This window comes from Pseudomonas sp. 32A (assembly GCF_052682255.1).
The window spans coordinates 3,647,616-3,668,466 of the sequence record NZ_JBQYLY010000001.1 but is presented as its reverse complement, the minus strand read 5'-3'; the positions used below and the strand labels follow the sequence as shown (position 1 = coordinate 3,668,466).

At 61.2% G+C, this 20,851-nt stretch carries 19 protein-coding genes; 9 read left to right on the top strand and 10 right to left on the bottom strand.

Going from position 1 to position 20,851, the window contains the following annotated elements; genetic code table 11:
• The first annotated feature begins 140 nt into the window (after window positions 1–140).
• The 7 genes from ACUN0G_RS16775 to ACUN0G_RS16745 all read left to right on the top strand — a co-directional run bounded on the left by ACUN0G_RS16775 (window position 141) and on the right by ACUN0G_RS16745 (window position 12,044).
• The gene (locus tag ACUN0G_RS16775; protein WP_445573851.1) at window positions 141–4,772 is read left to right on the top strand and encodes an RHS repeat-associated core domain-containing protein; all 4,632 of its coding nucleotides are present in this window, start codon (window positions 141–143) and stop codon (window positions 4,770–4,772) included.
• A complete protein-coding gene (locus tag ACUN0G_RS16770) occupies window positions 4,769–5,101 on the top strand; it encodes a hypothetical protein (protein ID WP_445573850.1) in 333 nt (110 codons plus the stop codon). The genes ACUN0G_RS16775 and ACUN0G_RS16770 overlap by 4 nt, the downstream gene beginning before the upstream one ends.
• A 541-nt stretch (window positions 5,102–5,642) precedes the next feature.
• A complete protein-coding gene (locus ACUN0G_RS16765; protein ID WP_445573849.1) occupies window positions 5,643–6,782 on the top strand; it encodes a Fic family protein in 1,140 nt (379 codons plus the stop codon).
• 88 nt (window positions 6,783–6,870) lie between these two features.
• Window positions 6,871–7,113 (top strand): exodeoxyribonuclease VII small subunit, encoded by a 243-nt coding sequence (locus ACUN0G_RS16760; RefSeq protein ID WP_003209964.1) that lies wholly within the window; start codon window positions 6,871–6,873, stop codon window positions 7,111–7,113.
• The gene (ispA, locus tag ACUN0G_RS16755; protein ID WP_445573848.1) at window positions 7,110–7,997 is read left to right on the top strand and encodes a (2E,6E)-farnesyl diphosphate synthase; all 888 of its coding nucleotides are present in this window, start codon (window positions 7,110–7,112) and stop codon (window positions 7,995–7,997) included. Before ACUN0G_RS16760 ends, ispA begins: the two co-directional genes overlap by 4 nt.
• 110 nt (window positions 7,998–8,107) lie before the next feature.
• Entirely contained in the window at window positions 8,108–10,006 is a 1,899-nt protein-coding gene (gene dxs / locus ACUN0G_RS16750) for a 1-deoxy-D-xylulose-5-phosphate synthase (protein ID WP_093204678.1), read from the top strand.
• A 142-nt stretch (window positions 10,007–10,148) separates the two neighbouring features.
• Window positions 10,149–12,044 (top strand): TonB-dependent receptor domain-containing protein, encoded by a 1,896-nt coding sequence (locus tag ACUN0G_RS16745; RefSeq protein WP_445573847.1) that lies wholly within the window; start codon window positions 10,149–10,151, stop codon window positions 12,042–12,044.
• Between the two features lie 107 nt (window positions 12,045–12,151).
• Here ACUN0G_RS16745 and ACUN0G_RS16740 read toward each other — a convergent pair whose 3' ends face one another.
• The 10 genes from ACUN0G_RS16740 to nrdR all read right to left on the bottom strand — a co-directional run bounded on the left by ACUN0G_RS16740 (window position 12,152) and on the right by nrdR (window position 19,570).
• Window positions 12,152–12,949, bottom strand: coding sequence for a cobalamin-binding protein (locus ACUN0G_RS16740; RefSeq protein WP_445573846.1), 798 nt, complete (start codon window positions 12,947–12,949; stop codon window positions 12,152–12,154).
• On the bottom strand, window positions 12,949–13,368 hold the full coding sequence (locus ACUN0G_RS16735) for a nuclear FMR1 interacting 1 family protein (protein ID WP_258348444.1): 420 nt from the start codon (window positions 13,366–13,368) through the stop codon (window positions 12,949–12,951). The genes ACUN0G_RS16740 and ACUN0G_RS16735 overlap by 1 nt, the downstream gene beginning before the upstream one ends.
• Entirely contained in the window at window positions 13,365–13,982 is a 618-nt protein-coding gene (gene ribA, locus ACUN0G_RS16730; RefSeq protein WP_063026867.1) for a GTP cyclohydrolase II, read from the bottom strand. Before ribA ends, ACUN0G_RS16735 begins: the two co-directional genes overlap by 4 nt.
• 128 nt (window positions 13,983–14,110) lie before the next feature.
• Window positions 14,111–15,064, bottom strand: a complete 954-nt coding sequence (gene thiL, locus ACUN0G_RS16725; protein ID WP_445573845.1) for a thiamine-phosphate kinase — start codon at window positions 15,062–15,064, stop codon at window positions 14,111–14,113.
• Window positions 15,065–15,082: 18 nt separating this feature from the next.
• Entirely contained in the window at window positions 15,083–15,583 is a 501-nt protein-coding gene (nusB, locus tag ACUN0G_RS16720) for a transcription antitermination factor NusB (RefSeq protein WP_421524786.1), read from the bottom strand.
• Window positions 15,580–16,056, bottom strand: a complete 477-nt coding sequence (gene ribH, locus ACUN0G_RS16715) for a 6,7-dimethyl-8-ribityllumazine synthase (RefSeq protein ID WP_003209986.1) — start codon at window positions 16,054–16,056, stop codon at window positions 15,580–15,582. The genes nusB and ribH overlap by 4 nt, the downstream gene beginning before the upstream one ends.
• Before the next feature lie 90 nt (window positions 16,057–16,146).
• Complete coding sequence (gene ribBA / locus ACUN0G_RS16710; protein WP_294739054.1) at window positions 16,147–17,238, bottom strand: bifunctional 3,4-dihydroxy-2-butanone-4-phosphate synthase/GTP cyclohydrolase II; 1,092 nt, start codon at window positions 17,236–17,238, stop codon at window positions 16,147–16,149.
• A gap of 16 nt (window positions 17,239–17,254) precedes the next feature.
• A complete protein-coding gene (locus tag ACUN0G_RS16705; protein WP_003209988.1) occupies window positions 17,255–17,932 on the bottom strand; it encodes a riboflavin synthase in 678 nt (225 codons plus the stop codon).
• Between the two features lie 34 nt (window positions 17,933–17,966).
• Entirely contained in the window at window positions 17,967–19,103 is a 1,137-nt protein-coding gene (ribD, locus tag ACUN0G_RS16700) for a bifunctional diaminohydroxyphosphoribosylaminopyrimidine deaminase/5-amino-6-(5-phosphoribosylamino)uracil reductase RibD (protein WP_445573844.1), read from the bottom strand.
• The gene (gene nrdR / locus ACUN0G_RS16695) at window positions 19,100–19,570 is read right to left on the bottom strand and encodes a transcriptional regulator NrdR (RefSeq protein ID WP_003209990.1); all 471 of its coding nucleotides are present in this window, start codon (window positions 19,568–19,570) and stop codon (window positions 19,100–19,102) included. Before nrdR ends, ribD begins: the two co-directional genes overlap by 4 nt.
• Window positions 19,571–19,709: 139 nt before the next feature.
• Between nrdR and ACUN0G_RS16690 the strand changes: the two genes are divergently transcribed.
• Window positions 19,710–20,168: a YbaY family lipoprotein gene (locus ACUN0G_RS16690; RefSeq protein WP_421524789.1), complete on the top strand. Its 459-nt coding sequence runs from the start codon at window positions 19,710–19,712 to the stop codon at window positions 20,166–20,168.
• The gene (locus tag ACUN0G_RS16685) at window positions 20,165–20,821 is read left to right on the top strand and encodes a class I SAM-dependent methyltransferase (RefSeq protein ID WP_445573843.1); all 657 of its coding nucleotides are present in this window, start codon (window positions 20,165–20,167) and stop codon (window positions 20,819–20,821) included. Before ACUN0G_RS16690 ends, ACUN0G_RS16685 begins: the two co-directional genes overlap by 4 nt.
• Window positions 20,822–20,851 lie beyond the last annotated feature (30 nt).

Genomic DNA, 20,851 nt, shown 5'->3' with positions numbered 1-20,851 from the left:
TTTTACGTAGTGCCGGGCAGCCGCTCGGTACGGAAAAAATCGCCCTCCTCGTAAGCCCAATCTGATTTTCCGGACCACTCGTCCAGGCCCCATTTTGCTGTTGCAGACTCCGACGCCTCCCCTTTGCAGAGACGTCATGGATGACTGCTTCTTCGTCCCACATTGCCCATATCGAACACGAACTGGATGGCTTTCATCAGAGCCTGGCGGTGTATCGCCAGCAGGTGGGCGCCTGGTATTCGCAAGCGCTGGATAAGGTCAGCCATGCGGCAGATTTGCCGTCGTTGCTGGGAATGGACCGAATCATTCGGGTGGGGGATTCGAGCACGTCGGTGAGCATGACCGATGACAACTTCTCGACGGTGGCGCGTTGTGAGGAAAGTGGCGTACTGGAGATCGAGAGCAAGTTCGAGTCGGTGTACGACGTGCCGCTGGGAGGCATCCCGGTTGAGGTGATTGGGCTGGATGACGGCAGTTCTACCGTCATCATTCTCGATGAACAGGGGAAAGGTTCTCACCCCTGTGTGGCCGGCAAGCGTTACCAGGTGCGAGTGCAAGGTGGCGTGTCGGACGAGCAGGTCGAGGCGCTGTTTTCGTCTTACGACGGTTTGACCGCAGACCTGGAAAGCTGGCTGCGCATGCAATGGGGTGGTTTCCGGCCGCATTGGGAAAGGTCCACTTCAAGCGCGATTGGCAATGGCGTGCTGGCGGGAAGTTGGGCGGCGATCACCGGGGTGTGGGACGCCATCAAGCAGGTGCAGGAGATCTTCAAGGACCCCGGCAAGCTGTTTGAAAGCCTCGGGGCGAAAGCCAGCGAATTGATGGAGCTGGCTCGCACTGCGCCAAAAGTTATGGAACAGGCGATGCTGCTGGCCAGTGATGAGGCGGCGCTGTACCTGATGTTGCGCACGGCGATGATTTGGCTGTCGGCGTTGCCGCCCAGTGAGGTGGCCGGGAGTACCGCCGAGGCGGTGGCCGGGTTTGTGGTGTCGTTGCTGATCGACTTGTTGGTGGCGGCGTTGCTGACGGTTGTTTTGCCGGCGGCGGGCATCGCTTATCTGAGTTCGCGTGCGCTGAGGTATGGCGCCCGGATTGTCGAGGCTGCCATTGAGTTTGTGAAGGGTATTTTCGACGTTCTTCAGAGCTTTATGGGGGCAGTGAATCGCTATAAGGCCGTGGCGGTTCGGGGCGCTGTGGAGGGGTTGAAAAAAGGTGGCGTGCAGATGCGCTGGGGGCCGCGTCAAAACACTGTGGTTCGCGAGAAAGCGCATGTCGATGATGTTCCCTCCCCTGCGAAGAACCCCGGCGGTGACGCGGCGGCGCCCGCAGATAAGACCGCAACCAATGGCTGCCCGGTATCGATGGTTACCGGTGAGGAGCTGCTGACCCTCACAGACGGCTCGTTGGAGGGTGTACTGCCGTTTGCCTGGACGCGGTTGTATCGCAGCAGTGCGGTGGAAGTGGATTGCGGGTTGGGGTTTGGCTGGAGTCATGCGCTGGCTCAGCGGTTGGTGGTGAGCGGTGAATCGGTGGTGTGGACCGATCACGAGAACCGCAGCACTACCTTTCCCCTGCCTTCTGCTGCGCGGCCGGCCATCACCAATAGCCTGGCGGAAGCGGCGATTTATCTGGGTGCTTTGCCCGATGAGTTGGTGCTGGCTCAAGCCTCCCTTTTCTACCACTTCCGCGACGGTGTGCTGACGTCGATCAGCGATGCGTATGACAACCGGCTGCGTATTGCCCGCGACTATTCCGGGCGGATTCAGCGGATCGATAACCACGTTGGCCAGGGATTGCTGCTGCGATATGACCGTGGACACATCGTTGCGGTCGACTATCAGGTGCAGCGGGAAATCGGCTGGGTTACCGAGCAGAACGTTGTTGCCTACTCGTACGACGATGCGTGGCGGTTGGTTGAGGCGACCAACGCTGTCGGCGAAAGCGAACGTTATCGCTACGACGATCAACAGGTGATCCTGGAGCGGGAACTGGCCGGTGGGGCGAGTTTCTTCTGGGAGTGGGAACGGTCTGGCAAGGCTGCAAGGTGTGTCCGCCACTGGGCCAGTTTTTCGCAGATGGACACACGGTATGTGTGGGATGACAACGGCACTGTCACCGTACACAACGCCGATGGCAGCCAGGAAGTCTACGTCCACGACCAGCGCGCTCGGCTGGTGCAGCGGATCGATCCGGACGGCGCGCAGCACTTCAAATCCTACGATGAAAAAGGCCGGCTGACGGTCGAGCAGGACCCGCTGGGGGCGGTGACGGCCTATCAGTACGACGAAGCCGGTCGGTTGATTGCGCTGTTTCCCGGTGACGATGCGCCCACGTCCTACGAGCATGACAACGGGTTCGTACGGGTTGTGCGCCGTGGTGACGCGGTGTGGAAATACCAGCGTAACGATCAAGGCGATATCACCCGTAAGACTGATCCGGACGGCAATTACACCGAATACACCTACACCCAACACGGAAAGCTCAGCGGCGTCTGGTATCCGGATAACAGCAGCCAGCGGTTGATCTGGGACGAACGTGGTCAGCTCATTGAGGAGAAGCTGGCGAATGGTGGCGTAAGGCACTATCGCTACGACGACCTGGGGCGGCAGGTTGCTTGCGAGGATGAGTATGGCGCGCTGACCCAGTATCAGTGGGACGCCGTGGGGCGCTTGCTGAAAGTGATTCAGCCCGACGGCGCCACTCGCGAATTCAGCTACAACCCGTACGGAAAAATCACTGCCGAACGCGACGAGCTGGGTCGGGTTACGCGCTATGAGTATGCCGACGGCCTGCACCTGATCAGCCGTCGGATTAATCCGGACGGCACGCAACTCAAATACCGCTACGACAATGTTCGGTTGTTACTGACCGAGATCGAAAATGAGGTTGGGGAAACCTACCGGCTTGAGTACCACGCCAACGGCCTGATACAGCAGGAAACCGGGTTTGATGGCCGCCGCACCGCCTACGTCTACGATCTCGCCGGGCACCTGCTGGAAAAGACCGAATACGGCGATGACGGCAGTCAGCTGGTTACCGGTTATGCGCGCGATGCGGCCGGGCGCCTCGTAAGAAAAACCCTGCCCGACCGCAGCATTGTCGATTACACCTACGACCGCCTCGGCAATCTCCTCAGCGTCGACGACGGCCACTGGCCGCTCCACTACGAATACGACCTGCAAAACCGCCTCACTGCCGAGCACCAGGGCTGGGGCACCTTGCGCTATGGCTACGACGAATGCGGCCAACTCAACTACCTGCGCCTGCCCGACAACAACCGCCTGGCCTTCCACCACGACAAAGGCGGCGACCTTGCCTCCATCGAGCTGAATGGCAAAACGCTGACCTCGCACTTGTTCAAATCCGGCCGTGAACATCAGCGCCAGCAAGGCCAACTTCTCAGCCACTACCACTACGACGACCAGGGCCGCCTGCACGCCCACGCCATCACCCAACAGGAACAACGCCACCAGCGCCGCCAATACGACTACGACAAACGCGGCAACCTCACCCGCATCCTCGACACCCGTAAAGGCCAGCACGACTACCACTACGACCCACTCGACCGCCTGACCCGCGCCAACCATTCGCACGACCTGCAGGAACGCTTCGTCCACGACCCGGCGGGCAACCTGCTGATGCAAGACCGCGTCGGCCCCAGCATCGTCAAAGGCAACCGCCTGTTGATGCAAGGCGACCGTCATTACGACTACGACGCCTTCGGCAACCTCCTGCGCGAACGTCGAGGCCGGGCGCAGCAGTTGATCACCGAATACCGCTACGACTGCCAGCACCGCCTGATCAGCGTCACCCAGCCGGACGGTACCGAGGCCGCATATCGCTACGATCCGTTTGGACGGCGTATCGCCAAAATCCTCAACGGCCAGACCACCGAGTTTTTCTGGCAAGGCGACTCCCTAATCGCCGAACACTGCGCCGCTTACCACCAAAGCTATATCTACGAGCCCAACAGCTTCCGCCCGCTAGCGCTGCTCAAAGGCTATGGCCCGGAAGACGTAAAACCCTTCCACTACCAACTCGACCACCTCGGCACCCCGCAGGAACTCACCGCGCCCGACGGCGAAATCGTTTGGTCCGCCCATTACCGCGCCTACGGCCAAATCGCGAAGCTGGACGTCAACACCCTCACCAACCCGCTGCGCTTCCAAGGCCAATACTTCGACCCGGAAAGCGGGCTGCACTACAACCGTCATCGCTACTACAATCCGGACATTGGCCGCTATCTGACGCCCGATCCCGTGAAGCTGGCGGGTGGGCTGAACGGATACCAGTACGTGCCCAACCCGACCGGGTGGGTGGATCCGTTAGGGTTGAATAACTGTCCGGGTGGGGATGGATGTAAGCCAACCCCCGAGGTCGAAGATCCGTACAAAGCAGCACGTGTTGAAACAAGTGAAGCTGAACTACCAACGACGGGTGGTGCGGCTCGGGCGGCTAAGTACTCGGCTAACTGGCCGACGGCGAACCTAGATGAGAGCATCGTAAAATTTGGCGGACACAACCCAATAGTGACGACTACTGACAAAGGCAAGAAAATCTATAAGAACCCACAAACAGGCATAGAAGTTATTGAGGACTTAAATGGTGGCTACTTTAGAGTCTACGATCCATCGCTGCCCGGAACCAGGAGATATTTAAGTTTGAACGGTACGGTACCAAACAATAAAATCTTGCAGTCCGGCAAACAGATGGGTAGAACACAAAGCGAATATAACGAAGTCACTCACTTCAAAAAGGAACCGCTTGAATGAAGCTGATAACTGTACCTTTGACCCAGGAAGCCTTGAAACTTCTAGACTTGGACGCTTGCCCTAAGAACAAACTAGAACAACTGGACCTGAGCGAAGACGAATACCAACAACTAACTAAATCAGGAATCATTGAAAACATAAACTCAAAACTCGGAAAACTAATAGACGACTATGAAGATGAAAGTATACAGAGTGTTACCGAACTGACGAATATGCTCGAAATCCTAATGATCGCGGCAATCCCCGAGAACCCTGACCTATTAAAAAAACTAATAAAACTCACCAATACAGCGCTGAAAAATAATACAGGCATATTCTTCTTTTTCTGAGCCCCCCACACCCAATTACCAACGCTCTGCACAGCGACCAATAGTAAGCATGCTCCTTTCACAACCATCTGCTCAGGCTACTCATCCTTTTTTGCGGAAAATCTCATCGCTCTACCATTCCCCACCTCAACCATTCCCCCACAAATGCCGCCCTGCCATGCCCGACTCCCCTCGCAGCCGCAACCTCGGCGCGCTCCACCGCCGTCACCGCAGTGAACTCATGGCGTACTTCACCCGCAGGGTAAAACTGCCGCGAAATCGCCAACGACTGTGCATGACGCCTTCATCCACCAGATCAACAGCGAAGTCGCGAAGATCGGCGACGTTCGCGCTTTTCTCTATCGCATCGCCAATAACCTAATCATCGACCACGCCCGGCGCGACCGCGTGCGTCACATCAACGGTGACCAAGATTTGCCCTCACCCGTCGCATCTTGATCGTGCGCAGCTGACTGGACGATGAGCCGAATAGCTTGCACAATCGGCTCACCAAATGAGCCGAATAAGCCCCCTATTCGGCTCACGCACAGAGCATGCCTCTATGGATCACCCGAACTGGATCTGGCAACAACCCGACTGGCCGCACTTTCACTGGCAACCAGAGCGCCTCGCAGCGTTGTTGCGAGAGTGCACGCAGGCGCAAGGAAAGTTGCTGGGCATGCTCGGTTCGGTCAGCCAGGCACAGAGCTCAGAGAATGAACTGGATGCGTTGCTGCAAAACATTCTGACCTCCTCGGCAATAGAGGGTGAGCAACTGAATGTGGGTTCCGTACGTTCCTCTTTGGCCCGACGCCTGGGCCTGGAGCAATTGCAAGGCGGCTCCGTGAGCCGGCGCAGCGAGGGTCTGGCTGACTTGATGCTGGACGCCACGCAACAGTTTGCTCAACCGTTTACCCTCACCCGTCTATTTAACTGGCATCGGTGGTTATTTCCCGCCGAGGAGGCCCGCTTTTCCACCCACGGCTTGAACGTAGGCGCGCTAAGGGGGGATGAGCCCATGCAGGTTGTGTCGGGACGACTGGACCGACCCACTGTGCATTTCGAGGCCCCACCCCGCCAAGGGCTAGAGCAGTCGCTGGACGATTTCATCGAATGGTTTGAAGCCAGTCGCCATCATGCGGCCCTTGACCCATTGCTGCGCGCAGGCCTGGCGCATTACTGGTTCGTCACCCTGCATCCCTTCGATGATGGCAACGGTCGTCTGACGCGGGCTATTACCGACCTCGCGCTTGCCCAGGCAGAGAACCAGGCGATCCGCTTCTATGCCATGTCGGCGAGCATCCTTGAAGACCGGGCGGGCTATTACCGCGCACTGGAAACCAGTCAAAAGGCCACGCTGGATGTCACCGATTGGCTTGAGTGGTTCCTGCAAACACTGCTTCGTAGCCTGCAACAAGCGATGATGCGGATTGACCGGGTGCTGGGCAAAACTCGCTTCTGGCAACAGCATCGGGATCACGCACTCAGCGCCGAACAGACCAAAGTCTTGAATCGCCTGCTCGACGGTGGCGAAAAGGGCTTTGAGCACGGGATCAGCGCCGCCCAGTATCAGGCAGTGGCCAAAGTGTCCAAGGCCACGGCGACCCGACATCTGGCCGATCTTCTGGAAAAAAACTGCCTGGTTCGGCTACCCGGCGGCGGCCGCAGCACCCGCTATCAAATCAACACTCAAGGCGATTGATTTTCAAGGCAAATCCCCCCACTCATTTGCCCCAATCCCCCATGTCTGCTAGTGTCGCGCCGGTTTACCGTCTACCGGAATAGCCGCCATGGCCCGCAAAAAAGTTGCACTCGATTTCGAACAATCCCTCGCCGACCTGCAAACCCTGGTCGAGCGTATGGAGAACGGCGAGTTGTCGCTGGAAGACTCGTTGACCGCATTCGAGCAAGGCATCGGACTGACCCGCGACTGCCAGAGCGCCCTGGCGCAGGCGGAGCAGAAGGTCCAGGTGTTGCTGGAACGCGATGGGGAGTTGGCCGAAGAACCTTTCGATGCGGAACAGCCTGAATGATCGACGCTTATCAGGCCGGCAGCCAGGCCAGGGTCAATGCTGCGCTGGAACCGCTGTTTATTGCGCCCAGCCCCGAGCTGAACCGTCTGTATGAGGCTATGCGCTACAGCGTGATGAACGGTGGCAAACGCGTTCGCCCCTTGCTCGCCTATGCGGCCTGCGAAGCACTCGGCGCTCAGGCGGAAGAAGCCAATGGCGCCGCCTGTGCGGTGGAGTTGATTCACGCTTATTCCCTGGTACACGACGATTTGCCGGCGATGGACGACGATGATCTGCGTCGCGGCCAGCCCACTACCCATAAAGCCTTTGATGAAGCCTGTGCGATTCTCGCCGGTGACGGTCTACAAAGCCTGGCGTTCAGCGCCCTGCTGGACCCGCGCCTGAGCAGCGTCAACGCCGAGATTCGCTTGCGCATGGTTACTGCGCTGGCGCTGGCCGCAGGGCCTGCCGGCATGGTCGGCGGCCAGGCGATTGACTTGGGCTCGGTCGGTTTGAAGCTTGATCAAAAAGCCCTGGAATACATGCACCGCCACAAGACCGGCGCGCTGATCGAAGCCGCCGTGCACCTCGGCGCCCTGGCCAGTGGCCGTGCCGAAGCCGCGCAACTGGCGGCGCTGCAAACCTACGCGCGGGCCATCGGCCTGGCGTTCCAGGTGCAGGACGATATTCTCGACGTTGAAAGTGATACCGCAACCCTCGGCAAACGCCAGGGTGCCGATATCGCACGGGACAAGCCGACTTATCCTTCACTGCTCGGCCTGGAAGCCGCCAAGGCTTACGCCCTGGAGCTGCGGGATCAGGCCCTGGATGCCCTGCGACCTTTCGACGCGGCTGCCGAGCCACTGCGTGACCTGGCGCGGTATATCGTCGAACGCCGCCACTGACAGCAGCGGCCTTTTCCACCGCATATCAGCCAAGTTCGGCGCTCTGCGTGGGCAGTTTGCGATGCTTGAGGTAAACTGCCGCCTCTTCTATACCTATAACGATTCGCCTGATGCCCACGACGTTTCAAGAGATTCCCCGCAAGCGCCCGGCCACGCCCCTGCTGGACCGTGCCAACACGCCAGCCGGCCTGCGCCGCCTGGGTGAAGCCGAGCTGGAAACCCTGGCCGATGAGTTGCGCCTGGAATTGCTCTACACGGTCGGCCAGACCGGTGGGCATTTCGGTGCTGGCCTGGGCGTCATCGAGCTGACCATCGCATTGCACTACGTGTTCGACACCCCGGATGACCGGCTGGTGTGGGACGTGGGTCATCAGGCCTATCCGCACAAGATCCTCACCGGACGCCGCGAGCGCATGGCCAGCCTGCGCCAGAAGGACGGCATCGCCGCCTTCCCGCGTCGCTCCGAGAGCGAGTACGACACCTTTGGCGTCGGCCACTCCAGCACCTCCATCAGTGCAGCGCTGGGCATGGCCATTGCCGCCCGCCTGCAGAACAGCGATCGCAAGGCGATTGCGGTGATCGGTGATGGCGCGTTGACCGCCGGCATGGCCTTCGAGGCGCTGAACCACGCGCCGGAAGTGAACGCCAACATGCTGGTAATCCTCAACGACAACGACATGTCGATCTCGCGCAATGTCGGTGGCCTGTCGAATTACCTGGCAAAAATCCTCTCCAGCCGCACTTACGCCAGCATGCGTGAAGGCAGCAAGAAGGTGCTCTCGCGTCTGCCCGGCGCGTGGGAAATTGCCCGTCGTACCGAAGAATATGCCAAGGGCATGCTGGTTCCCGGCACCCTGTTCGAAGAGCTGGGCTGGAACTACATCGGCCCGATCGACGGCCACGACCTGCCAACCCTGATCGCCACCCTGCGCAACATGCGTGACCTTAAAGGCCCGCAGTTCCTGCACATCGTCACCAAAAAAGGCAAAGGCTTCGCCCCGGCGGAAGTCGACCCGATTGGTTACCACGCGATCACCAAGCTTGAACCGCTGAACGCCCCGGCTGCTGCGCCCAAGAAAGCCAGCGGGCCGAAGTACTCTGGTGTGTTTGGCGAATGGTTGTGCGATATGGCCGCCGCCGATCCACGCCTGGTGGGCATCACCCCGGCGATGAAGGAAGGTTCCGACCTGGTGGAATTCAGCGAGCGTTTCCCGCTGCGCTATTTCGACGTGGCCATCGCCGAGCAACACGCGGTGACCTTCGCCGCCGGCATGGCCTGTGAAGGCGCCAAGCCGGTAGTCGCGATCTACTCCACGTTCCTGCAACGTGGTTATGACCAGTTGATTCATGACGTCGCGGTGCAGAACCTCGACGTCTTGTTCGCCATCGACCGTGCCGGTTTGGTGGGCGAAGACGGCCCGACCCACGCCGGCAGCTTCGACCTGTCGTACCTGCGCTGCATCCCCGGCATGCTGGTGATGACCCCGAGCGACGAGAACGAACTGCGCAAGATGCTCAGCACCGGCCACCTGTACAACGGCCCGGCGGCTGTGCGTTACCCGCGCGGCAACGGCCCGAATGCCGTGATCGAAAAGGACCTTGAGCCTATCGAGATCGGCAAGGGCATCGTCCGTCGCCAGGGCAGCAACGTTGCCTTGCTGGTGTTCGGCGTGCAATTGGCTGAAGCCTTGAAAGTGGCCGAGAAGATCGACGCCACGGTGGTGGACATGCGCTTCGTCAAACCACTGGACGAAGCCCTGGTGCGCGAGATCGCCGGCAGCCATGCGCTGCTGGTGACCCTTGAAGAAAACGCCATCATGGGCGGCGCCGGTGCGGCAGTCAGTGAGTTCCTGGCGCGGGAGAACATCCTCAAGTCGGTGCTGCATCTGGGCTTGCCGGACGTGTATGTCGAGCATGCCAAACCGGCGCAGATGCTGGCCGAGTGCGGGCTGGATGAAGCGGGGATTGAAGCTTCGGTTCGTCAGCGCATGGCCCTGCTGGGCCTGTAGAAACGCGATTAAAAATGTGGGAGCGGACTTGCTCGCGAAAGCGGTGGGTCAGTCAACAGATGTATTGACTGACACTGCGCCTTCGCGAGCAAGCCCGCTCCCACATTTGTTTTATGCCCACTTCAAATGCTACGGACAGCCCATGAACCGCCTTCGCCTTGCCCTGCCCCTTCTGTTATTGCCAGCCACCGACCTGCTCGCCGACAGCTTCGAACGCGACCAAGCCCTGAAGCTGCCCGATGTGGTGATCAGTGCCAACCGCCAGGTCCAGGCGCGCAACGACAGCAGCGCCGCCAACACCATCTTTACCCGCGACGACATCGACCGCCTGCAACCCACCAGCGTGACCGACCTGTTGAGCCGCGTGCCCGGCGTACAGGTTTCACAAGCCGGTGGCCGTGGCAGCCTGGCAAGCATTTACATTCGAGGCACCAAATCGGCCCAAAGCCTGGTGTTGGTCGATGGCCAGCGCATTGGCAACTCGACCTCCGGCGACAGCAACCTGCAGCACCTGAACATCCAACAGATCGAACGGGTGGAAGTGCTGCGCGGTTCGCGCTCGGTGATCTACGGCAGCGATGCGATTGGCGGGGTGATCCAGATCTTTACCCGGCGCAGCAACGAGTCCGGCCTGCAACCCCGCCTGCATGTGGGTTTTGGCAGCAACCAGACGTGGGAGCGCAGCCTGGGCCTGTCCGGCGGTGACGAGAAAACCCGCTTCAACCTCGGCGCCAGCCTGGATGACACCGCCGGGATCAATCGCACGTATGCCTCGTACCCCAGCGACCGCGACCATGACGCCTATCGCAACCAGTCCACCAGTTTCAGCCTGAGCCATGCCTTCAACGATGACCTCGAAGCGGGTGTAAACGTGCTGGATAATCGTGGCAAAAGCGAATTCGACAATCCGTTCGGTCGCTTCGATACGACCACCTTCCAAAGCTTCCAGCAAAAGCCCTATTCCAACTTCACCGTAAGCAGCGTCAGCAGCTATGTCGACGCGCGCATCAATGACGCGTGGAAGTCCCGGCTGGAAGCAGGCCACAGCGAGAACCGCGAAGAAACCCGGGACAAGCTCAGCACCGAGCGCAGCGTGTTCAACACCTACCGCAACTCGCTGAACTGGCAAAACGACCTCACTCTCAACGAGCAGAACAGCCTGATCCTGGGCGGCGACTGGTACGAGGACCGGGTCAACAGCAGCACCGCGTTCGCCGAAGACAGTCGCTGGAATAGGGCCGCGTTTATCCAGCACCGTTTCCAGGCGCAATCTTTCTCCACAGAACTGGGCCTGCGCCGCGACCAGAACCAACAGTTCGGCGGCCACAACAGCTGGAGCGGCACCTTCACCCTGCCGCTGAACCCGGACAATGACCTGTTGCTGAGCTACAGCGAAGGCTTCCGCGCACCGACGTTCAACGACCTCTACTACCCGGACGAATTCGGCTTCAAAAACAGCAACCCGAACCTCAAGCCCGAAACCTCGAAAAGCTACGAAGTGCAGTGGCGCAGCCAACTGAGCGACACCAGCCGACTGGAAGCCTCGCTGTACCGCACCGATATTCAGGATGCGATCGTGTTCGCCAGCAATGGCCCGCAAAACGTCAGCTCCGCGCGCATCAACGGCTTTGAAGCGGCGCTCAAGCAAGAGCTGTTCGGCTGGCAAAGCAGCCTCGGTATCGCACTGATCGACCCACGGGACCGCGACACCGGGCGCACACTGGCCCGTCGAGCCAAGCGCACCCTGAGCCTGGACCTGGACCGCCAATTCGATCAGTTCGGCGTCGGCGCCAGTTGGCAAGCGGTGAGCAGCAGCTACGACGATGCGGCGAACCAGCAACGCCTGGACGGGTACGGTTTACTCGGACTACGGGGCAGTTGGGCGGTGAATCGTGAGGTCACACTGGAAATGAAGCTCGATAACCTGCTGAACAAAGAATACAGCCGGGCGCTGTATCAGTATCAAGGCCAGCAATATGGCTATCGGGAAGAAGGCCGGGCGCTGATGTTCGGAATGACCTGGACACCAGAACTCTAAGTCGTCTGCTCCGGCCTCATCGCGGGCAAGCCCGGCTCCCACAGGGGACCGTGTTTATCCAGACGACTCGGTCAAATGTGGGAGCTGGCTTGCCTGCGATAGCGGTCTCACAGCCCCGGTGCAATCACCTGACACAACCGCGCCACCGCTTCCAGCATCTGCCCGCTGGGCCGTTCCAGGCCCTTGTCGGGCACCACCAGCAAATGCCCGTTCGCCACTGCCGCCACTTGGGGCCAGGCCTTCCACGCATCCAGTTGCGATTGATCACCCGCCAGAATCACCTCGGGATCGCGCTGCAGCACCGACTCAATGCTGACCTGCGGTGCCGGTAATTTCAGATCATCGAACACATTACGCGCGCCGCACACACTCAGCGCGTCGCTGATGATCTGCCCGCCGCCCACGGTGTACAGCGGCTGGTTCCACACCTGATAAAACACCCGCAACGGCTCGGCCCGGTGATAGCGCAAGCGCAACTCGGCCAGGCGCTGACGCAGCTGCGCGGCCAATTGCCGACCGGCATCAGCCCGCCCCAGTTGCCGGCCGATGGTTTCAACTTGCGAGGTGAGTTGTTCGAGGCTGTGGGGTTCGGCGACAAACACCGGGATGTTCAGGCGTTGGAGCTGCTCACGCTGGGCCGGGCCGACGCTGCCGGGCCAGAGCAGGATCAAGTCCGGCTTGAGGCTGAGCAGCCGTTCCATGTCCAACTGCCCGTAGCTTCCCACCGAAGGCACATTCGCCAAGGCCTGTGGACGCTCGCCGCCATCCAGCACGCCTACCAGCAAATCAGCAGCGCCCAGCTCAACGACGATTTCAGACAAGGAAGGCGCCAGGCTGACAACCCGCTCGACCGCCGCAGCCTGGGCCGTGACGACCAGCAGCAACACCGCCAGCCAGGCGCGCATCAACCCAACTGACGCGGAATGCGATAGAGGTAGAACAGCACCAGGGTCGACAGCGCCAGCAGAAACAGCGGCACCGCTTCCAACCCGACAAACACCGCCAGTGCGCCGATCCAGGCCGGCAGTGAGGCCACCAGCAAGGCCACACGGCGACGGGCCGCGAGGGTGATCCAGGCAGCCGGTTCTTCAGGGGTATCGAGGGCTTTGCCGGTGGCGATCAGCGCGTGTTTATAGCCATGGAAGTAACGCAGGCTGACAAACATCGAGGCCACGCCGGCGATGAAAAACGGCATCGCCAGCACCGGCAGCAAGGGCTCGGCCTTGCCAAACACCAGGTTGATCACAAACAACGGCACCAGCGCCAACGCCAGGTATTGCCACCAGTTAAACGACAGTCGCCGCTTGACCTGGCCGCGCGTCACGCCCGGTCGACCTCGCCCTGGTGCTCGTTGCCCATCATGTGGTCGAGCTTGCTGGCCTTGGTGGCCAGGTACAGCTTGTTATGCGGGTTGTGGCCGGTGTGCAGCGGCACGCGCTCGGCGACGGTGATGCCCATGTCGGTCAAGGCTTTGACCTTGCGTGGGTTGTTGGTCATCAGGCGCAGGGATTTGACGCCCAGGTGCTGGAGCATCGGCAGGCAGATCCCGTAGTCACGCTGGTCAGCAGCAAAACCCAGGCGCTCGTTGGCTTCTACGGTGTCGGCCCCGCCATCCTGCAGCTCATAGGCGCGGATCTTGTTCAGCAGGCCAATGCCACGGCCTTCCTGACGCAAGTACAGCAACACGCCACGGCCTTCGCGGGCGATGGCCTGCATGGCGGCTTCCAGTTGCGAACCGCAGTCACAGCGCTGGCTGAACAGGGCATCGCCGGTCAGGCACTCGGAGTGCACGCGACCGAGCACCGGAGCGCCGTCCGCCACGTCACCGAGGCTCAGAACAACGTGTTCGCGCCCGGTGGTTTCTTCAAGAAAACCATTCATGGTGAACGTGGCAAAAGGGGTTGGCAGCTTGGAAGCGGCAACGAAAACGACGGGCACCGTGTGCTCCTGATTTCTGATTTCACAGGGGATAGATTGTAACAGCAGGTTCCTACAGACGCTTAAGCTGAATTGTCGCTGATAAAGATCAATAGGTTCGATTGGCCTTCAGCCTGGTTCTATGCCTTTCAGAAATGTTGATAGCCACGGATGGCGGGGGTGATGTCCTGGCCAGCCGCGTCCAGCAGGGTAACGCCCTGCCCCGGCTCGACCCGGCCAATCACATGGACCGGCGCACCGGCAGCCAACAACGGTGCCAGTTCGGCAGGTGGCAAGGTGAACGCCAGTACGTAGTCGTCCCCGCCGCTCAACGCGGCTACCCGCGCATCCGCGTCGCCGACAAAGGCGAGCAAGGCCGCCGACAACGGCAGCTTTTGCTGCTCGATCAACAAACTGACAGCCGACGCCTTGGCGATATGCCCGCAATCAGCCAGAAGGCCGTCGGAAATATCCATGGCAGACGTCGCCTTGCCCCGCAACGCCAGGCCCAGCGCCAACTGGGGTTGCGGCGACCAGTAATGGGCCAGCAACGGCTCGGCGACAGCGGCCTCTGCCGTGCGCTGCCCCAGTACCAGCGGCAATGCGCCTGCCGCATTGCCCAGCTCACCGCCGACACACAGCAAGTCGCCGGGCCGCGCACCGCTGCGGGTCAAGGCCTGGCCCGCCGGCACCCGGCCAAACACGGTGAGGGTCAGGCTCAGCGGCCCACGGGTAGTGTCGCCACCCACCAGAACCACACCGCAACTCTGGGCCATGGCGTTCAAACCCTGGGCATAGCGTTGCAGCCAATGGGCATCAACCGTCGGGGTGGTCAGGGCAAGGGTAAACGCGAGGGGGTTGGCGCCCATGGCTGCCAGGTCACTGACTGCCACGGCCAGCGAGCGCTGGCCGAGCAGAAACGGATCGCAGGGGTCGGCAAAATGCACGCCGGCCACCAAAGTATCAGTGGAAATCGCCAGCTGTTCCCCGGGAGGAACCGCCAGCAAGGCGCAGTCGTCGCCAATCCCCAGTGCAATGCCTTCGCCGCCTTGCGCACAGGGCGCGGCGGCGAAGTAGTTGCGGATCAGCTCAAACTCGCCCATTGCGTCAGCAAGCGCCAGTTAGCGCTTGTACGCCTTCACTTCGGCTTCACGCAGGCGCGGGGCCAGCTTGTCGAGCACGCCGTTGACGAACTTGTGACCGTCGGTGGAACCGTAGACTTTCGCCAGTTCGATCCCTTCGTTGATCACTACGCGGTACGGTACGTCGACGCGCTTGAGCAGTTCCCAGGTGGACAGGCGCAGTACGGCCAGTTCAACCGGATCCAGCTCTTCGAGGGTCAGGTCCAGGCACGGCGACAACGCAGCATCGATCTCGTCCAGGTTGGCCGGAACGCCGTGCAGGATGTCGTGGAAGTAGCTCTGGTCGGCAAACGTGAAGTCGTTATCGACGCGAAATTGCGCTTCAATCTCGTTAAGCGAAGTGCCGGCCATATGACGCTGGTACAGCGCCTGGGTGGCGAGCTGACGAGCCGAACGACGCTTTTCGCTTTTCGAGGGCTTGCCGGCGTCTGCTGCGCGCGGGTCCTGGGGGTTGAACTGATCGCTGTCGTCGCTAATCACTTGGCCTCCAACTGTGCCAGCAAGCTGACCATTTCCAGGGCGGACAGGGCAGCTTCGGCACCTTTGTTACCGGCCTTGGTGCCGGAACGTTCGATGGCTTGCTCGATGGAATCAACGGTCAGCACGCCGAAGGCGACCGGCACGCCGAACTCCATGGACACCTGGGCCAGGCCCTTGGTGCATTCGCCAGCCACGTATTCGAAGTGCGGAGTACCGCCACGAATGACCGCGCCCAGGGCGATGATCGCCGCGTATTCACCCTGCTGTGCAACTTTCTGCGCAACCAGTGGAATTTCGAAGGCGCCAGGAGCGCGGATAATGGTGATGTCGCTTTCGCTCACACCGTGGCGAACCAGGGCATCCACGGCACCGCTTACCAGGCTTTCAACCACGAAGCTGTTGAAGCGGCCAACCACCAGGGCATAGCGGCCTTTGGGGGCGATGAAGGTACCTTCGATGGTCTTCAGGGTCATTCGACAAATCTCTTAAAGAGCCGGGACGCGCTAAGTGCGCGCCCCTCAGTGATATTTGAACCGCGAACAAGGGGTAAACAACGCCGGCCTTTATTCGGAGGGCACGTATTCTACTACTTCCAGGTCGAAACCGGATATGGCATTAAATTTCATTGGCGCACTCATCAGGCGCATTTTGCGTACGCCCAGGTCCCGCAGGATCTGCGAACCGGCCCCGACGATGCTGTAGGTGGTCGGTTTTTTCACCGGCACGTGGTCGGCGGTTTCACGGATATGCGCCAGCAACACGTCGCCATCCACCGGATTACCCAGCAGCAATACCACGCCGCTGCCCGCCTCGGACACCGCAGACATCGCGGCCCGCAGGCTCCAGCGCCCCGGTTGCTTGACCATCAGCAGGTCGCGCAGCGGGTCCATGTTGTGCACCCGTACCAGGGTCGGTTCTTCAGCGCAGATGGTGCCCAGGGTCAGGGCCATGTGCACGTCGCCTTCCACGGAATCACGATAGGTCACCAGGTTGAACTGGCCCAGTTCACTGTCCAGCGGCTGCTCGGCAATCCGCTGAACGGTACGTTCGTGGATCATCCGGTAGTGAATCAGGTCGGCAATGGTGCCGATCTTGATGTTGTGCAGTGCGGCAAACTCTTCCAGCTCGGCGCGACGGGACATGGTGCCGTCGTCGTTCATCACTTCGCAGATCACACCGCTCGGCTCGAAACCGGCCATGCGCGCCAGGTCGCAGGCGGCTTCGGTGTGGCCGGCGCGAGCCAGGGTGCCACCCGGTTGGGCCATCAGCGGAAAGATGTGACCAGGGCTGACGATGTCTTCGGCCTTGGCGTCTTTCGCGGCAGCGGCTTGCACGGTGCGGGCGCGGTCAGCAGCGGAGATGCCGGTGGTGACACCGGTGGTGGCTTCGATGGACACGGTGAACTTGGTGCCAAACCCCGAACCATTGCGCGGCGCCATCAACGGCAGCTTCAGCAGCTCGCAGCGCTCGCGGCTCATTGGCATGCAGATCAGGCCACGGGCGTGCTTGGCCATGAAGTTGATGTGTTCCGGCTGGCAGCACTCGGCGGCCATGATCAGGTCGCCTTCGTTTTCGCGGTCTTCGTCATCCATAAGGATAACCATCTTGCCTTGGCGGATGTCTTCAACCAGTTCTTCGATGCTGTTGAGCGCCACGCGGCACCCCCTTGGGTCAGGATTTAAGGTAGCCGTTAGCGGCTAAAAAACTTTCAGTGATGTTACCGGCGGGCCCTTGAAGAGAATCAGACTCTGCGGCCTTATCGCCCAACAACAGGCGCTCCAGGTAACGGGCAAGCAAGTCGACTTCCAGGTTCACCCGGCGACCCGGCTGGTACGACGCCATGATGGTTTCGCTCAGGGTGTGGGGAATGATGGTCAGTTCAAATTCGGCGCCATTCACGGCGTTCACGGTCAGGCTGGTGCCGTCGACGGTGATCGAGCCCTTGTGGGCGATGTACTTGGCCAGTTCCTTGGGCGCGCGGATGCGGAATTCCACGGCGCGGGCATTTTCGCTGCGGGCAACCACTTCGCCGACACCGTCGACGTGGCCGCTGACCAGGTGCCCACCGAGGCGGGTGGTCGGGGTCAGGGCTTTTTCCAGGTTCACCGGGCTGCCGCTCTTGAGGTCGTTCATCGCGGTGCAGTCCAGGGTTTCCCGGCTGACATCGGCGGCAAAGCCGTTGCCAGGCAACTCGATGACGGTCAGGCATACACCGCTGACGGCGATGCTGTCGCCCAGTTTGACGTCGCTCAGGTCGAGCTTGCCGGTTTCAACCAGCAGGCGTACGTCGCCGCCTTTTGGGGTCATTGCACGGATGCTGCCGATGGATTCGATAATGCCGGTGAACATGCCGTTCTCCTGAAGACGTGGCGCAGGCCGGGAATTATACGCTCGCTGCAGGGACGGGGATGGCAGTGACTCGCCAGTCATCGCCCACAGCGCGCATTTCAGTGATCTTGAGTTGGGGGGCGTCGGCCAGTTTCTCAAGCGGCCAGTCCAGCAAAGGCCGGGCAGCGGAGCCGAGGAACTTGCCGGCGACGAATATCACGTATTCGTCCACCAGGCCTTGCTGGGCGAAGGCACCGGCCAGGCTTGGGCCGGCCTCCACCAACACCTCGTTGACGCCACGGGCGGCCAGGGCCACCAGCGCGGAACGCAGGTCGACCTGACCGTCGACGCCCGGCACCACCAGGCACTCGGGGCCGGTTGGGTATTGGTTGTCCGGGGTCACGCAGGTGATGACCAGCGCGGGGCCGGCCTTGAAGAACGGCGCATTCAGCGGCACCCGCAGGCGGCCGTCGATCAATACGCGCAGCGGCGGACGGGACATGGCCAGGGCGGTGGTTTCTTCATCCAGCCCCAGCTCGGCGGCGCGCACCGTCAGGCGAGCGCCATCGGCCAGCACGGTGTCGGCGCCGGTGAGCACCACACTGGCCTGGGCCCGCAGGCGTTGCACGGCGGCACGGGCGGCCGGGCCGGTGATCCACTGGCTTTCGCCATTGGCCATGGCGGTGCGACCGTCCAGGCTCATGGCCAACTTGACCCGCACAAACGGCAGGCCATGCTCCATGCGCTTGAGAAAGCCCGGGTTGAGCGCCCGCGCTTCGTTTTCCAGCAAGCCGGCGTACGTCTCGATCCCGGCCTGGGCCAGGCGACGCATGCCACGCCCGGCGACTTCCGGATTCGGGTCCTGCATCGCCGCGACCACACGGGCCAAACCGGCATTCACCAAGGCATCGGCGCACGGTGGCGTATGCCCGTGGTGGCTGCACGGTTCAAGGGTCACGTAGGCCGTGGCGCCCCGGGCCTTGTCGCCCGCCGCCCGCAGGGCATGGACTTCCGCATGGGGTTCGCCTGTGCGCACGTGCCAGCCTTCGCCAACAACCTGCCCGTCACGCACGATCACGCAGCCAACCCGGGGGTTGGGGTGGGTGGTGTACAGGCCCTTGCGCGCCAGTTCCAGGGCACGGGCCATGTAATGAGCGTCGAGTACCGCTTGTTCTGCCGAAGGTGGGTTCATTCTTTTACCGGCTCACGGGCCAGGCGGTCGATCTCTTCGCGGAACTCGTTGAGGTCCTGGAAGCGTCGATACACCGAGGCGAAACGGATATAGGCGACTTCGTCGAGCTTTTGCAGCTCGCCCATCACCAATTCTCCAACCACCAGGGATTTGACTTCGCGCTCGCCAGTGGCGCGCAGCTTGTGCTTGATATGCACCAGCGCCGCTTCCAGCCGCTCGACACTCACCGGGCGTTTTTCCAGGGCGCGCTGCATTCCGGCGCGCAGTTTTTCTTCGTCGAAAGGCTGGCGACTGCCGTCGGTCTTGATCAGACGTGGCAATACCAGTTCGGCGGTTTCGAAGGTGGTGAAACGTTCACCGCAGCCAGAGGCCAGGCATTCACGCCGGCGACGCACCTGTTCGCCCTCGGCGACCAGACGCGAGTCAATGACCTTGGTGTCGTTGGCACCGCAGAAGGGACAGTGCATGGTGGCAGGCAACAAAAAATGGGAGGGCCATGGTAGCGCATCCCTGTGGCAAGACAAGCCATAGCCTTTACGGTATATAGGCTGACTATTATGTTTCATATTTTTTAAGCCACGGATTTTGTCCTTTCTGGAGCCGTACATGCAGTTACGACCACTTGTTTTGCTCACGTTGCTCGGTTTTCTGGTCGCCTGCAGCAGCCATGCCCCAAAACCTGCCGCGCCGGTTGCCGCCCCTCAACAAGAGAAAAAAATCCCGGGTGTGGAAGAAGACCTCGGCCCGCTGCCCGCCTACCAGCGTGAAGTCAGCGGCCAATTGAACGGCGTACCGGCCGGTGCGGAAGTCGAACTGGCACTGCTGGTGATCGACGACCGCTCGCGCCCGCAACAACTGCTGGCCAGCAGCGTGCTGATTGGCAACAACAAGCCGTTGGCCTTCCGCCTGCGCTTCAACCCTGAAGCCTTCCCGGCAGGCGGGCGCGTTGAACTGCGCGGCCGTGCCAGCCAGTCCGGCCAGTTGATCCTGCACCTGCCGCCCGTGCGTATCACCCAAGCGATCACCCAGACCACAGGGCCGCTGCAACTCGTTACCGCACCATGACGCCACCGCTGGACCTGCAACGCGCACTGAGCGAACTGATCGGCGACGCCCAACTGGTGCCCTGCCCGCTGCCGGGCACCGAGTTGTCGTTGTGGCTGCTGGACGCCGACAACATGCACCGCGCCTTCAGCCCCGAAGAAACCCGACGCATCCTGCATGAACCGCCGTACTGGAGTTTTTGCTGGGCCAGCGGCCTGGCGCTGGCCCGGTATCTGGCGGCCAACCCTGAGTGGGTGGCAGGCAAGCGAGTGCTGGATTTCGGGGCAGGTTCGGGCGTTGCCGGGATTGCCTCGGTAAAGGCCGGAGCGCTGGAAGTGGTGGCGTGCGACCTGGATCCGCTGGCCCTGGCTGCCTGCCGGGCGAATGCGGAACTCAATGGCGTGACCCTGGGTTACTCCGCAGACTTCTTCGCCGAGGCCGATCGGTTCGACCTGATCCTGGTCGCCGATGTGCTGTACGACCGGGCGAACCTGCCGCTGCTGGATGAATTCCTGACTCGAGGCCGCGAAGCGCTGGTGGCCGATTCCCGCGTGCGGGACTTCCAGCACCCGGATTATCAGCGCCTGGGCATCCTCGACGCCCTGACACTGCCCGACCTGGCCGAGCCCTGGGAGTTTCGCAAGGTGAGCCTGTACCACTCGCAGCGCGCTTGAGAGCATCGCGGGCAAGCCCGCTCCCACATT